Annotated in this window: 14 protein-coding genes; 11 read left to right on the forward strand and 3 right to left on the reverse strand. The window is 47.5% G+C overall.

Annotated elements, in window-relative coordinates; translation table 11 throughout:
• Positions 1–34: 34 nt before the first annotated feature.
• Both ACFQZR_RS09455 and ACFQZR_RS09460 read left to right on the forward strand, forming a co-directional pair.
• Positions 35–412: a hypothetical protein gene (locus tag ACFQZR_RS09455; RefSeq protein ID WP_379345161.1), complete on the forward strand. Its 378-nt coding sequence runs from the start codon at positions 35–37 to the stop codon at positions 410–412.
• Positions 339–1,028 carry a YidC/Oxa1 family membrane protein insertase gene (locus ACFQZR_RS09460; protein ID WP_379345163.1) on the forward strand — a complete coding sequence of 230 codons (690 nt, stop codon included), beginning with the start codon at positions 339–341 and terminating at the stop codon, positions 1,026–1,028. The genes ACFQZR_RS09455 and ACFQZR_RS09460 overlap by 74 nt, the downstream gene beginning before the upstream one ends.
• A gap of 62 nt (positions 1,029–1,090) precedes the next feature.
• Here ACFQZR_RS09460 and ACFQZR_RS09465 read toward each other — a convergent pair whose 3' ends face one another.
• Positions 1,091–2,062, reverse strand: coding sequence for an MraY family glycosyltransferase (locus ACFQZR_RS09465; protein WP_040675774.1), 972 nt, complete (start codon positions 2,060–2,062; stop codon positions 1,091–1,093).
• A gap of 195 nt (positions 2,063–2,257) precedes the next feature.
• Here ACFQZR_RS09465 and ACFQZR_RS09470 point away from each other — a divergent pair, with 195 nt between their 5' ends.
• The 6 genes from ACFQZR_RS09470 (at position 2,258) to ACFQZR_RS09495 (ending at position 8,124) form a co-directional block, all read left to right on the forward strand.
• Positions 2,258–3,787: a DnaD domain protein gene (locus tag ACFQZR_RS09470; RefSeq protein WP_379345166.1), complete on the forward strand. Its 1,530-nt coding sequence runs from the start codon at positions 2,258–2,260 to the stop codon at positions 3,785–3,787.
• Positions 3,788–3,810: 23 nt separating this feature from the next.
• A complete protein-coding gene (gene dnaI / locus ACFQZR_RS09475; RefSeq protein WP_379345168.1) occupies positions 3,811–4,770 on the forward strand; it encodes a primosomal protein DnaI in 960 nt (319 codons plus the stop codon).
• Positions 4,771–5,044: 274 nt separating this feature from the next.
• A complete protein-coding gene (locus ACFQZR_RS09480) occupies positions 5,045–6,088 on the forward strand; it encodes a sulfate ABC transporter substrate-binding protein (protein WP_379345170.1) in 1,044 nt (347 codons plus the stop codon).
• A 2-nt stretch (positions 6,089–6,090) separates the two neighbouring features.
• The gene (cysT, locus tag ACFQZR_RS09485; protein WP_379345172.1) at positions 6,091–6,930 is read left to right on the forward strand and encodes a sulfate ABC transporter permease subunit CysT; all 840 of its coding nucleotides are present in this window, start codon (positions 6,091–6,093) and stop codon (positions 6,928–6,930) included.
• A 14-nt stretch (positions 6,931–6,944) separates the two neighbouring features.
• Positions 6,945–7,832: a sulfate ABC transporter permease subunit CysW gene (cysW, locus tag ACFQZR_RS09490; RefSeq protein WP_379345174.1), complete on the forward strand. Its 888-nt coding sequence runs from the start codon at positions 6,945–6,947 to the stop codon at positions 7,830–7,832.
• A 97-nt stretch (positions 7,833–7,929) separates the two neighbouring features.
• Positions 7,930–8,124: a YezD family protein gene (locus ACFQZR_RS09495; RefSeq protein ID WP_018758856.1), complete on the forward strand. Its 195-nt coding sequence runs from the start codon at positions 7,930–7,932 to the stop codon at positions 8,122–8,124.
• A gap of 83 nt (positions 8,125–8,207) precedes the next feature.
• On the opposite strand, the gene ACFQZR_RS09500 is transcribed toward ACFQZR_RS09495, so the two are convergent.
• Positions 8,208–8,372 carry a hypothetical protein gene (locus ACFQZR_RS09500; protein WP_018758855.1) on the reverse strand — a complete coding sequence of 55 codons (165 nt, stop codon included), beginning with the start codon at positions 8,370–8,372 and terminating at the stop codon, positions 8,208–8,210.
• 218 nt (positions 8,373–8,590) lie between these two features.
• Between ACFQZR_RS09500 and trxA the strand changes: the two genes are divergently transcribed.
• The 3 genes from trxA (at position 8,591) to uvrC (ending at position 12,317) form a co-directional block, all read left to right on the forward strand.
• Positions 8,591–8,908: a thioredoxin gene (gene trxA, locus ACFQZR_RS09505; RefSeq protein ID WP_018758854.1), complete on the forward strand. Its 318-nt coding sequence runs from the start codon at positions 8,591–8,593 to the stop codon at positions 8,906–8,908.
• A gap of 149 nt (positions 8,909–9,057) precedes the next feature.
• Positions 9,058–10,392 (forward strand): outer membrane protein assembly factor BamB family protein, encoded by a 1,335-nt coding sequence (locus ACFQZR_RS09510; RefSeq protein WP_379345177.1) that lies wholly within the window; start codon positions 9,058–9,060, stop codon positions 10,390–10,392.
• An 86-nt stretch (positions 10,393–10,478) separates the two neighbouring features.
• On the forward strand, positions 10,479–12,317 hold the full coding sequence (uvrC, locus tag ACFQZR_RS09515; protein ID WP_379345179.1) for an excinuclease ABC subunit UvrC: 1,839 nt from the start codon (positions 10,479–10,481) through the stop codon (positions 12,315–12,317).
• Here uvrC and ACFQZR_RS09520 read toward each other — a convergent pair.
• The gene (locus ACFQZR_RS09520; protein ID WP_379345181.1) at positions 12,289–14,004 is read right to left on the reverse strand and encodes a CPBP family glutamic-type intramembrane protease; all 1,716 of its coding nucleotides are present in this window, start codon (positions 14,002–14,004) and stop codon (positions 12,289–12,291) included. The two genes, uvrC and ACFQZR_RS09520, sit on opposite strands and share 29 nt — an antisense overlap.
• Positions 14,005–14,085 lie beyond the last annotated feature (81 nt).

Below are 14,085 nucleotides of genomic sequence, written 5' to 3' on the forward strand. Positions count from 1 at the left end.
TTAGAAGATGATCAACAAAGAGGGAGGTGAGACAATGGAAATATCCGTGGATTATGGTGTGCTGTTATGGTCGATGATTGCGGTCGCAGCAGTGTTGGTAGGCTACTTCTATTTGCAGTCCCCGATCGGCATGCCGATTCGTACAGCTGTAATCGTGTCTCTGCAATCGCATACGGATGACTATCCGACACATGCGCAGAGCATGGTGCTGCGATTAGGATGGATACGTCGGAAAATACCGAGCCGCAAGCCGCGCAAAAAGCCAACCGATGATGAGATGCATTCCGCTGTAGGTGTACTGGACAGAGTAGAACAAACACCTATAGGAGGAATTATCCATGATCTCTTGGTTATCACCAATCGTATCTGTATTCAACACATTGCTCACCGATCTCTTCCAGCTTACGCATGACTGGGGACTTGCGATTATCGCACTAACCCTGATCGTTAGATTGTTATTCACGGGGTTGAATTTGATGAACTACCGGCAGATGGTCCGCCAGAAGGCCGTGCAGCCCATTCTTCAACAAGCCCGTGAGAAATATAAAGACAAGCAGGATCGATTGCTCGAAGAGACGCTTCGAATTAACAAGGAGCATGGCATTAAGCCGTTCAATATGCTATTGATCAGCTTCGCTCAAATTCCGATCTTCATGAGTCTTTTTGGTCTCTTCCGAACGCATGGGGGCGACATGAGTTCGACGATTGTATCTTGGGTGGACACGTTGTCCCAAACAGACCCGCTGCATGTGCTGCCGATTCTGAGCACATTGTTAACGCTTGCCGCTGCGCTCATCCCCATTACGATGGAGCTGACGATTCTGCAAGCGGCCAAGAAGCAGGCCGGCCTTTCGATCGTAATGAATTTAATTTATCTCTTCGTTCTGTGGCGGTCGCCGATCGCTATCGGCTTATACTATGCGTCGAGCGCGGTGTTCGCCTTGATGGAGAAGCTCGTGTACCGAACGAAGTGGGGGCAGAAGCTGCTCTATCGGGGCATTCAAGTCCCTGTGGAGGCGGCGAGCTAACCCCAGATCATAAGAAATCCCCCATGCCGTGGATAATTCCATGGCATGGGGGATTTATGCATTTACGTCTGAATTAATAATAAGATGATCGAAGATAGTCCGAAGCATGTCCCAATCAGACATAAGAACATCAGCACTTGCTTGTGATTCAGTCCTGAACGAAGCAGTCGGTAATGCGCTTGACTGGCATCAGCCTGATAGATCGGTTTGCCTTGAATCATTCGCTTCATGACGACGAAGATGTTATCGAAGATCGGCACCCCGAGCGCGAGAATCGGAATGAAGAGCGAGAGAATTGTCGCTTGCTTGAACGCTCCATCTAACGCGATCACACCAAGTATGAACCCGATGAATGTCGCTCCTGCATCGCCCATGAATATTTTGGCCGGCGGCTTGTTGTATCGTAAGTAAGCAACCGTCACACCAATCAAGATAATCGCCATCATCGCTGAATTGGTCTGACCTTTGGTGAGCGCTACGATAAAGAGGGTCACCGCTGATATCGTGGCTAAGCCGCCAGCGAGGCCATCCATGCCGTCTGAGAAGTTAATTACTGTTGTGACGCCGAAGATCCATAGAATGGTAAGTATAAATTGCAGCCAAATCGGCAGCAAGACATATTCATTGCTGAAGGGATTATAGAACCCTGTAAAGGCGTTGCCCGAGAAGAAGACGAGCGCAGCTGCTGAGAGTTGAATAACCATTTTGGGCAATGCCGGGAAATCTTTCCCCTTCGTCTTATACCAATCATCAATGGTTCCGATCGTCAGTAAGAGAACACCGCCAATAAAGAGTGCCCCAGTCTCCCAATTGAATTCACGTGTGACGAGCAAGTATGTAACGAAGAATCCGATGAATATCGCATAGCTGGCTGTCAGCGGGATTGGCTCGCGATGGATTTTGCGCTCCGTGTCTTTCCGTGGCTTGTCCACAAAATCGATACGGAACGCCATCTTGCCGAGTGGCGGAATGAGTACATATACAATGAGAAACGAAATGAAAAATGAGAGCGCGTATATCAAAACGATCACCATCCATTAGTTTGTTGTCCATTAAGTATTATACGCAATATGGATAACACTGTCGAATTTTCGATGATAGAACCTGTCGAGTAATTGATCATATTCGTGGTAGAGTTCTCCAGAGACAGACTTGGCTCTTTTTTTATGATAGAATAAAAGGATGCTTGAAGTACGGAATTAATGGGGAAAAATGGGGTGTAGTGAAGGGTGCGTATTTCAAATCTAATGCAGTTTACCGAACATCATCGGTATTATACGTTCAGGGACTTCTCGCTCAGCGGGATGGATTCGAAAATGCTCTCCTATATTTATCAACCGATGGTTGGTGGACTTGCGATTAGTTTCTATCAATTTCTCTACCAACATATTTCGAGTGATCGTGTCGGATATTCGCGGATTGAACAGCAGCGCCGTCTCTTCCTCACCCTAGGGATCGACCCAAGTGAGAAAGGCCGTAAGCAGTTGATCGAGATCACATCGAAGCTCGAAGCGGTAGGGTTATTGCATACGTCGCGGATCTACATACCCGAGCAGGATGATAGTCTGTATGAATATGAGCTCTACGCGCCGTTGTCGCCGAATGAATTTTTTAAGACACAGCACCTCACGCTGTTATTACGGGATAAAGTAGGAAAGTTCTCGGTCCTATCACTTCGTGAGGAATTCTGCACAGAAGAGCCTGCCGAGATTGTTCATAAGGCCGTTCATAAAGAAGATCTATCGATCCCATTCTATGAGCTGTTCCAATTGAACACACATGTGATAGATTATGAGCTGGAACAGGCGTTATCCGAGGTTGCTCCTTCCCGGCATCCGGGGTATCAGGCGACAGACTCGGAGGAGACGCTGAATTATGCGGATATTATTTCACGGTTCCCACGCATCTCGAAGAATCGCGCATTCGTCGAGCGGCTGCGTTATGAGCATGAACAAATGGGTATGATCAATTACATCGTTCACAAATATCAACTAAGTCTGCAAGACATCTGTGGACTATTGGATGAGGAAGGCGTCTTCTCTGATCAAGGCGAAGTCCTGCTCGATGAGCTGCAGCACCGGGCGAACCTGCAGTTCCGTCAAGGGAAGAAACGGAGTGAGACGAGTGATCGGTATGCGAAGAAGGTCATCGCACTTCGTGATTCAGTAGACCTTACCGGAGAGGATCAACCGCAGGAAGAATATGCCGTGGAGATGGAATTCTATCTGGATGTGCCGCCGCAATTCCAGGGGAAATGTGATATCCATCAATATAATATGATGCTTCGTAATGAACCTTATACGATGTTGCTCAAGAAGTTCTTCCCAGGCTCCGTGCCGGATAATATGATGGACATGTTCGAGAAGATCGATTTGAATTATAAATTGCCTGAAGAAGTCATCAATGTCTTAATTCACTACTTGATGACGTTGCTCGTCTCAGGCACGGATCAGCGTTTGAACCGGAATTTTGTGGATTCCATTGCATCGACGATGCTAATGAAGCAGATTACCACCTATGAACTCGCTGTACAACATATTCGAGATCAGAGTCAATTCAAGCAGCGGCTGGAGCAAGAGCGGACCAGCAAATCCGCCGCATCGGGCTCACGCGGGCGCAGTGGATCAGGGTATTCGAGATCTGCGAAGCAGAAGCCGAGCATACCGATTATTCAAGATGTGCCGCAAGGTATGGCTGTAACCCCAGAAGAATTAGAAGAAATGCGCAAAGTTGCGCGGAAACTAGATGGTAAATCCTAAGAAGAGAGGAGATGTATTGTGTCATGGACTCACTCGGAGATCTATTAAAACGAATTCCAAGTCAAGAAATGTGGCAAAAGGTAGAACGGAAGAAAGCGGAGCTGATTGCGAATCCGCTGATTGTGAAGCTGCGTGCGAAATACCCGGACATCACGGAACAAGTTCTTCAACAGAATATGAATCGCTTGTATCAATACGTTACGGAGTACAACAACTGCTCGAAATGCCCAGGGTTAGATCAATGTCCGAATGATATGCAAGGGCACTATACCAAAATCTCCTGCGACACCGTCAATGGATTGACCCAAGTCTATGATAGTAAAGTATCCTGCAAGAAATTCCTTGGTCAACAACGACAAGATCAAGTTCGTGAGCGGATCCGGAGCTTCTACGTGGACGATCGGGCGCTTAAGGAAGGCTATTCAGCTGATGAGATTCTTGTGAAAGACTTGGAGCGGGCTTCGGCTGCCAACCAGGTGTTGACGTATATTTTACGGACGAAGGAAGAGGGGCTTCAGACGAACGGACTGTACTTGGTCGGGAAATTCGGTACAGGGAAGACCTTCTTGATGTGTTACTTGTTGTATGAGCTAGCGAAGGAAGGATTCACAGGTGCGATCGTCTATATGCCAGAGTTCGTGGAGGATTTGAAATCAATGATGTTAGACGGGGCCAAATTAAAGGAGACGATGGAAGTCTTGAAGGAGACGGACATTCTGATCTTCGATGATGTTGGTGCTGAGAACATGAATCCTTGGGCGAGAGACCATGTGCTCGGATCGATTCTGAATTATCGGATGAACCGCAAGCCAACCTTCTATACCTCGAATTATGAATTGGATGCGCTGGAGAAGCACTTTAGCTTCACGAGCAAAGACGGTGAAGAGGCCTACAAAGGTCAGAGGCTAATGGATCGTATTCGGCCATTCGTAGATGTCATTGTGGTGAATGGCGAGAACAAACGCGGACGCAAAAAGAACTAAAACATAGCGACAAGCCAGTGTGATTCCTTCGGGAGAGTCAGCTGGTTTTTTTGTTATTTTCCTCGAAAATAAGGATTGACATTTATCTAGGCAGTTGGTATATTACGTTTAAACCAAGTAATTATATAGGAATTATAAGTTTTCGACCGGACAGCCGGAGGAAACGATACGATTCAAAAAGGGATTGTAGAGATTTACAACCTTTATTTGCTCATCGTATTCGTTTCTTCCCGCTGTCCTTTTTCATTTTGCATGTTGAGAGGGGAAAAATCGTATGAAGAAGAGAGTAACCACCATCGTCGTCTTATTATTATTAGCCGTAACCGCGGCAGCGTGCGGATCCAAGACGGCCGATGCACCCAAAACAGAGCCAGCCAAAAAACCAGTCGAACTGCTGAATGTCTCTTATGATCCGACTCGAGAATTATATGCGGCTTATAACAAATTATTCAGTGACTATTGGCAAAAGAAGACCGGTCAGACCGTTACAATTAAGCAATCGCACGGCGGTTCTGGGAAGCAAAGCCTCTCCGTCGTGAATGGACTCAAAGCGGATGTGGTTACGCTCGCGCTGGGCTATGATGTGGATGCGATTCAGAAGGCAGGTCTTATTCAAGAAGGGTGGCAGAAGAAATTCGAAGATAACAGCGCGCCCTATACGTCGACGATCGTCTTCCTAGTGCGTAAGGGCAATCCGAAAGGCATTCATGACTGGAATGATCTCGTCAAAGATGGCGTAGGGATTATCACACCAAACCCGAAAACATCCGGCGGAGCACGGTGGAACTATCTTGCAGCATGGGGCTACGCGCTCGAGCAGAGCGGCGGCGATGAGAATAAAGCGAAAGAGTTCGTCGCGAAATTGTTCAAGAACGTACCGGTTCTGGATTCCGGCGCACGCGGCTCAACGACGACCTTTGTGGAGCGTGGCATTGGTGACGTGCTGCTGGCTTGGGAGAATGAAGCCTTGTTGTCGACCAATGAGCTGGGTAAAGATAAATTCGAAATTGTCTATCCATCGCTGAGTATTCTGGCAGAACCGCCTGTCGCGGTCGTTGATAAAGTCGTAGATGAACACGGCACGCGGGAGGCAGCCGAAGAATATTTGAAGTATCTCTACACACCGGAGGCGCAGGATCTTGTTGCGAAGAACTTCTATCGTCCGATTCTGAAGGCTGTGGCTGACAAGTATAAGGACCAGTTCCCAACACTCAAGCTCTTAACGATTGATAAAGATTTCGGGGGCTGGAGCGCTGCGCAAGCGAAGCACTTCGCAGATGGTGGATTGTTCGATCAGATATATGCTGCAGGTAAATAATAATGACAAAGCTGAAATCCAAACGTATCAAAGTACTGCCGGGATTTGGCCTCACCTTAGGTTATTCGATCTTCTATCTGAGCATTATTGTTCTGATTCCGCTCGCCAGTCTGTTCGTGGAGACGGCCAATGCGAGCTGGGATAAAATCTGGCAGACGATATCGGATCCGCGGGTTATCGCTTCATATCGCGTCACTTTCTTATCCGCATTCTATGCTGCGGTCATCAATGTAATCTTCGGTCTCCTACTTGCATGGGTACTTGTCAGATATAAGTTCCCAGGCAAGAAGCTGATCGATGGGATTATCGATCTTCCTTTTGCTCTGCCAACAGCCGTCGCTGGGATCGCATTAACTGCCATTTATGCAGAGAATGGGATCATCGGGAAGCTGTTCGCGCCGCTTGGTATCAAAATTGCCTACACCCAAATCGGGATTACGATTGCGCTTATATTTATCGGACTCCCCTTCGTTGTGAGGACAGTTCAACCCGTCCTTCAGGAGCTGGACCGTGAAATTGAAGAAGCAGCGGTGACGCTTGGCGCTTATCGCTGGAGAACCTTTCGTAGCGTCATTCTTCCAGAATTGACTCCGGCTTTATGGACAGGATTTGCACTTGCCTTTGCGAGGGCGATAGGTGAGTATGGCTCGGTCGTCTTCATCGCCGGCAATATGCCGTTTAAGACGGAAATCGCTCCGCTGCTCATTATGACGAAGTTGGAGCAATTCGATTATGCGGGAGCCACGGCTATTGCACTCGTGATGCTGCTCAGTTCATTCGTGATGCTCTTGGTCATCAACTTCTTGCAGTGGCGCAGTCAGCATCAAGCTATCTCAGAATAGGTAGGAGGTGAAGTATGGCAGGTTCAACAACAATAAACGGCTTAGCTGGAAGTTCGGAGGTGAGGCCGAGACACGCGACAGAGTCGCTGCTGTTTCGATGGCTCTGGATTACGATCTCATTATTATTCGTCGGGTTGGTACTCATATTGCCGTTAGTTACGGTGATTTATGAAGGGTTGAAGAAGGGAGTAGAGCTGTATCTTACGGCTTTAATCGAACCTGATGCAATATCTGCTCTGAAGTTAACGCTGCTCGTTGCACTCATCGCAGTACCGCTGAATACATTATTTGGCGTGGCTGTCGCATGGACGATCACGAAGTTTCAGTTCCGCGGCAAAAATATTCTACTGACGCTGATCGATCTGCCATTTGCTGTATCGCCAGTCATATCGGGGCTGGTGTATGTGCTGTTGTTCGGGGCAAGAGGTTGGTTCGGGCCTTTTCTTGAGACGAATCATCTGCAGATTGTCTATGCTGTACCTGGAATTATTCTGGCGACAACGTTCGTGACATTCCCATTCGTTGCGCGTGAGTTGATTCCGCTCATGCAGGCACAGGGCAAGCAGGAAGAAGAAGCGGCTGCAAGTCTTGGGGCAAGAGGGTGGCATATCTTCTGGCATGTGACTATGCCGAATATCAAATGGGGGCTGCTCTACGGCATCATCCTCTGCAATGCGCGTGCGATTGGCGAATTTGGCGCTGTCTCCGTCGTATCGGGACATATCCGGGGAGAGACCAATACATTACCGCTTCACATTGAAATCCTGTACAACGAATATCAATTCTCCGCCGCATTTGCGGTTGCTTCGCTTCTCGTGGCCTTAGCGCTCGTGACGTTAGTCGCGAAGAGTCTGATTGAACGTCGACAGCAGCGCGCCGCTGCTAGAAATAGGATGAATTGACGACATGAGCGCAAGATGATAAGATAATAATTATCAAATCATAGTAAATAGGTCGGAATGAAATGAATTTCTTTCTTGGGGAATAAGGAGGATGTGTATGGGGAGAACGCTGGAGATTGATGAGCGTTGGCGTGATCAGATTGTTGCGTTATTGAATGGTATGGAGTTCGGTTCTGTACTCATCACAGTTCATGATGGCAAAATTGTTCAGTTGGAGCGCACGGAGCGCAAACGATTTGAGCTGAATTATTCCCCCCCTCCGTCTCCTTCTGAGCGATTAACTTCGAATTAATTCGTAAATAATAAAAAAGTCTGAACCTTATTGTCAGTGAAGACAGCGGTTCAGACTTTATTCGTTTCCTGATTTCGCTTGGTTTAACTCGCTAAGAACTTAATGATCACCATCGCGAAGAATACAATGAACATGAATCCAAACATGAAAGTGAAGCCATTCATTACGTCGGAGAAATCGTTACGAATTTCTTCATTCACATGTTTTGTTGGATCGTTCGTGGATAGTTTGATAGTATCTTCCATCATGATCTGCCCCCTGACTATCGGTTCCGTTATTGCAATGATAAGCATCACAATTCATGAATCCAAATATTACTATTAGTATAACGAAAGAATCGTTTATTTGTAAAGTCGCCTAAAGTGACAAAGTTTAGTCATATTTCACAAAATGAAGTTGGTTGTGGTATACTTTCAATTGATGAGTACCTAAAAAAAATTGGTTCTATATAAAGGAGGACATTGTCATGGCAATTGTAAACGTAACCGATCAATCATTCAATACGGAGGTTGAAGGTCAAGGCGTCGTTCTAGTAGATTTCTGGGCACCTTGGTGTGGTCCTTGTAAACGTCTTGCTCCAGAATTGGAAGCACTTGATGCGGAAATCGGCGATTCCTTGAAAATCGCAAAAGTGAACGTGGATGAGAACCCTGAGACGGCTTCCCGTTTCGGTGTAATGAGCATCCCAACATTGATCGTGTTCAAAGACGGTCAACCGGTTGATAAAGTGGTTGGTCTGAACTCGAAAGATGCTTTGAAAAGCATGGTTGGCAAACACCAATAAGATTGATTGATCTTCATAGAAGCCTTCTCAGTGAGTGAACTGAGAGGGCTTTTTTTGTTGGTCGGTATGAATCTGAAACTTTTTGTGCCGTCAGCCGTCAATAGCTATATAGCTATAATTAACATGATATGGAAGAGGAGTGCAGGAAGTTGATACATACGAAATGGAAACAGGTTTTGATTAGCGGAATAGTGTTAACGTTGTGGGCTGGAGCGTTCGGTACGGCGCAAGCCGCAGGAACGGCGGGTCAGGTGGAGAAGCCGATCATCTCGGAGAACGTGATGCAGAATAGCAGAGTCATGGGACAGGTGCCGGAGCTGAAGCCGTCATGGACATTCGCAGTGGATCGCAATGAACAGTGGCATGCGATTACGACGGCGCAGGCGGTCGGGAATCAAGTGTTCGCTTTGAAAGATAAGAAGCTGGTCGCGATCGATGCTGCGACGGGGAAGAAGCAGTGGACGTATGGACAGAACCTGACTTCGACCATTAAGGTACACCAAGGCATCGTCTACGGCGTCTCGCAATCAGGCCAGATTTTTGCCGTGAGCGCGAACCAAGGCAAGCTAAAATGGACGGCAAAATATGCGGAAGTCGTGGGCGTGATTCCTCAAGGGGATCGTGTCTATGTACTGCATCATGAACGTAAAATCGATGCGCTGTCGGCTTCGACAGGGAAATTGCTGTGGAGCACGGAAGAACCGGAAGCCAATTATGCGTTGGACGTGATGGAAGCGGACGGCGTCCTGCTGTCGACATTCACAGTCCAAGGCGCGTTGACCACCGTTCAATTGGATGCGTTCGACCTAAAGACGGGCAAGAAGAAATGGGGCCAATCTCGGCAGGATATGCCGATCCTCGTGAAGAACGGCATAGCTTTCTCGAAGACCGATGAGTTAAATATGGACGATGCGGTGGCGGATCGCGAGCTTACGATTCTAGGCTTGGATCTGCAGACGGGTAAAGCTCGAGAGACGAGAACCTATAGCTATAAGATGGCTGGACAGCCGCCGTATAGCCCTGGAAGCGGTCGGATTCTGCTGGATGGCAACAATCTCTATATGGCCCAAGGGCAGCGGATTGCGCAGTATGATTTCTCTTCGGAAGCTGGCGCGAGCAAACCGGTTAAGACATGGGCCGTCATGTACCCAGACGTGAGCTTCTTAGGCGCGATCCACCAAGGGAAGTTCTTGTTCCAAGATCGCAATACGCAAGAAATCAAAGGCATTAAGATATCGGACGGCCAAGAGATGGCTTGGGCCGGTGACAATCCTGCGGCCCAAGTGGAGATTTACGGTAGCGTGATGTACCGTGCGCAGACCGATGGCGTCCTGTATGGGCTGGATGTCGATACGACGAAGGCACTGTTCAAGGTTCGCACGAATGCCCATTTCTACGGGCCGACCTTGAAGGCAGGCCGGATGGTCATCATTCAAGCGGAAGATCGGCTCATTGGTGTACGGTTACCAGCATCTGTGAAGTGAAATCTGTGATCCCGCATAGGCATGAAGCAGCAGGTTTGATATAATGGATATCGAACTTATGTTTTCATATTGGGAGTTGAATACAGATGACGGAGCATCCGGATGATTACGAGAAAGCAATGGAGAATATACGCAACAAATTAGCACTTCTTCCGGACCAACCGGGATGTTATCTGATGAAGAATAGTGAAGGCACGATTATCTATGTCGGTAAGGCGAAGGTGCTTAAGAATCGTGTTCGATCCTATTTCACTGGGAGCCATGACGGCAAGACGCAGCGCCTGGTTGCGGATATTCGAGACTTCGAATATATCGTTACGGCGAGCAACATGGAAGCACTCATTCTAGAGTGCAACCTCATTAAGACGCATTACCCAAGATACAATGTCCTACTGAAGGATGATAAGACATATCCATATATCAAAATTACGAACGACACGCATCCGCGTCTTGAAGTGACACGACGTGTATTGAAAGATAAAGCCAAATATTTTGGCCCTTACCCGAACGCCTTTGCTGCCCAACAGACGAAGAAGCTGCTTGATCGGTTGTATCCGCTGCGCAAATGCATGAACATTCCGAACCAAGCTTGTCTGTATTACCATATTGGTCAATGCCTTGGCCCTTGTGTTGAGGACGTCACGGCGGCACAGAATGAAGCGATGATCCAAGAGATTACGCGGTTTCTGAATGGTGGACACGAAGAGATTAAGCGGGATCTGCAGCAGCGGATGGGCGAAGCGGCGGAAACACTCGAATTCGAACGGGCGAAGGAGCTTCGCGATCAAATCATAAGTATTGATGCTTTAATGGAGAAGCAGAACATTACTACGGCCGATAACATGGACCGAGACGTCTTCGGATATGCCGTCGATAAGGGCTGGATGTCCGTGCAGATTCTCTATATGCGCCAAGGAAAAATGATTCAGCGTAACTCTTCGACGTTCCCTTACTACGGAACAGCTTATGATGACTTCATGTCGTTCGTTAGCCAATATTATAGCGAGAACAGCGCATTGCCGCGTGAAATTTATTTGCCGGATGACGATTCAGAACAAGCTGCTGAAGTGTCCGCAGAGAATGGCGCAGATGCACTCGGAGCTTGGCTCAAGGTAAAGGTGAATATTCCAAAGCGCGGCTCGAAGAAGAAGCTCGTCGAGATGGCGATGCAGAATGCGCATATTGCGCTAGATGAGAAGTTTAAATTGATTGAACGGGATGAGGAACGGAGCGTTAAGGCGGCACAGAACCTCGGAGAATGGATTGGACTGGGTAGTCTGCATCGCATTGAAGCTTTCGATAACTCGAATATTCAAGGGACGGATCCGGTATCCGCGATGGTCGTATTTATCGATGGGAAGCCTGCGAGGAAGGAATACCGCAAGTATAAGATTAAGACGGTCGTCGGGCCCGATGATTACGGCACGATGCGTGAGGTCATCAGACGCCGCTATGAGCGGGTGTTGAAGGAGAACTTACCGATGCCTGATCTCGTCGTCGTTGATGGTGGGCGGGGCCAAATTTCTGCAGCTGTCGATGTCCTAGAGAATGAACTTGGGTTATTTATTCCTGTATGCGGTCTCGTGAAGGATGAGAAGCATAGGACGGCACAGCTCATGGTCGGTGATCCAGCAGAGGTAGTTCCGCTCAAGCGGGATAGCCAAGAGTTCTATCTCTTGCAGCGTATCCAGGACGAAGTGCATCGATTCGCCATTACATTCCACCGGGAGCAACGGGGGAAATCGATGATTACGTCCAAGCTGGATTCGATTCCAGGGATTGGAGAGAAGCGTCGGAAGGCACTGCTTAAACATTTTGGTTCCCTTAAGAAAATCAAAGAGGCCTCCATCGAAGATTTCAGGCCTCTGTCGATTGGCGAGAAGCTCGCCTCACAAATTATACAAGCGCTTCAGGAGGAGTCGTAGTTAACGGCTCCTTTTCTTTTGGCTGAATAGGCTCTACAGGTTCATTTGGATCATGGGGGTACCTCATGCGATAGAACCATCGGATCACCCAAGCGACGATGGCAGGCAAGATCATGTATCCGAGTCCAATTAACGTATAGGCGGTTCCATTCTTCATCAGGATCACACTTAGTCCCATTCCAATGCTGTCGAAGATGACGTGAGCAAAGACCGCTGTAATAAATCCATATCGGAAGAAGATCCATGAGAATCCTAGCCCTAAAAATATTAATTCAATCGGTCGCGAATACGTTGGATAAATCGGGTATAACGTATGACCGAATGCCCAGATTAACGTGGAGATCAGACAAGCGATAAACGTATTACGCACGATTTTCTTCAGCATAATAATGCCAAACAACCGGTATGTTGCTTCCTCCCCAATACCTGCAACCCAAGCCATAAGCGGGAAGAGAAGTGGATAAATCATATTGTAAGTCGATTGCGTGGCATCGGTTGTCGACCAGGTGCCGATCGTTATGGAAAGGGCGATATAGATGATCACCTGTAATCCGAGTAGGAAAAAGGCGGTAATGTAGCCGATTCCCATACTACGAAAGACATAATCGCCGTAACCAGGCTCACGGAATCGTGGCCAAGGGTTTAGTCCTCGTTCTCGCCATAACGCATCGCCACCGACAAAAGAGAAATAAGTAGCAATCCCCATGAAGACCGTGACGACACATTGTAATAATGCCGTAGCGATTAACAACGTATCATCGACTGGCATATCCCCGGACATGGCTTTCATGGCCGGCATAATGTTGAAGAACGAGAAAATGCTGAGACCTGTATAGAGCAATGCAAGGAATATACCGCGTTTGAATGAGGTGTGACGTCGTTTAAGGATACTATAGACGATGGCTAACACAGCGAGTGCCACGGTAAACAGATAGTAACCGAGTCCTGTCATCCAGTTGGCATTTCGCTGCTGCTGCTGAACATAGAGAAGATGTGATTCCGGTACAGAGAAAGCAGGTGTCACGGATGAAATCTCCCCTTGGATGAATTGAACAGTGATGAGCAGTGTAGATTCACCGATCTTTCGGGATGTATCTTCTAGGACAATATTCGTGTGATTCGGGAAATTCTTCTCGGATGTCGTCTGCTGCACGGTTAACAAGTTGATATCATACCCGGCCTTTGCCAAGTGCTGCTTGGCTGCATCGATCAATTCATCCTTTGTTCGAAGGGATGGTGTATCCTCCGGCGTGAACATTTTCCACGAAATGACTTCACCAGATTGCATATTCAAGTAAATGTAGTAGGCCTTGCTGGGTACATTTCGTTCTGGGATCTCAACGCGATAATATTCATAAGGATATTTTTGGACAAATGTTTTATGATATTTATCTAATAGCTTATTGGAAACAAGATAACCATATAGGTTAGAATTGGTCGCGTAAGAGATGGAAGCTTCGACTGCATTCGGATTAGCTTGAGGCCAGTTTTGCTTCACGAACGCAAGCGCCTTGTCCGTTGCAGCTTCTTTGGAGATGGCAGGTTGATTCGGAACCTCACTCGCTTGCGGCGAGAAGAATGCTGGTAACACCTGCAGGAGTATGAAGATGACGAGTCCGATGGTTCCCAACGTTAGTAGTATTTTGCGATTGAATTGTAGCTGAAGGCGATTGCCGAGATGATTCATTACGTTCCTCCTAATCATGACAAATTGAGTTGAGCACCGAAATTTAAGGTCTACAGGATGATACTAGTAAAAATATCATAG

Origin of the sequence: Paenibacillus sp. GCM10027629, assembly GCF_042676425.1 — a bacterium.
Lineage (GTDB): Bacteria > Bacillota > Bacilli > Paenibacillales > Paenibacillaceae > Paenibacillus_K > Paenibacillus_K terrigena.

Excerpts from the sequence above, each read along its gene's own strand:
- ACFQZR_RS09500 (WP_018758855.1), bottom strand. The coding sequence starts at position 8,372 with ATGATGGAAGATACTATCAAACTATCCACGAACGATCCAACAAAACAT.
- cysT (WP_379345172.1), top strand. The coding sequence starts at position 6,091 with ATGACAAAGCTGAAATCCAAACGTATCAAAGTACTGCCGGGATTTGGC.
- ACFQZR_RS09480 (WP_379345170.1), top strand. The coding sequence starts at position 5,045 with ATGAAGAAGAGAGTAACCACCATCGTCGTCTTATTATTATTAGCCGTA.
- trxA (WP_018758854.1), top strand. The coding sequence starts at position 8,591 with ATGGCAATTGTAAACGTAACCGATCAATCATTCAATACGGAGGTTGAA.
- ACFQZR_RS09455 (WP_379345161.1), top strand. The coding sequence starts at position 35 with ATGGAAATATCCGTGGATTATGGTGTGCTGTTATGGTCGATGATTGCG.
- dnaI (WP_379345168.1), top strand. The coding sequence starts at position 3,811 with ATGGACTCACTCGGAGATCTATTAAAACGAATTCCAAGTCAAGAAATG.
- ACFQZR_RS09495 (WP_018758856.1), top strand. The coding sequence starts at position 7,930 with ATGGGGAGAACGCTGGAGATTGATGAGCGTTGGCGTGATCAGATTGTT.
- ACFQZR_RS09465 (WP_040675774.1), bottom strand. The coding sequence starts at position 2,062 with ATGGTGATCGTTTTGATATACGCGCTCTCATTTTTCATTTCGTTTCTC.
- uvrC (WP_379345179.1), top strand. The coding sequence starts at position 10,479 with ATGACGGAGCATCCGGATGATTACGAGAAAGCAATGGAGAATATACGC.
- cysW (WP_379345174.1), top strand. The coding sequence starts at position 6,945 with ATGGCAGGTTCAACAACAATAAACGGCTTAGCTGGAAGTTCGGAGGTG.
- ACFQZR_RS09520 (WP_379345181.1), bottom strand. The coding sequence starts at position 14,004 with ATGAATCATCTCGGCAATCGCCTTCAGCTACAATTCAATCGCAAAATA.
- ACFQZR_RS09460 (WP_379345163.1), top strand. The coding sequence starts at position 339 with ATGATCTCTTGGTTATCACCAATCGTATCTGTATTCAACACATTGCTC.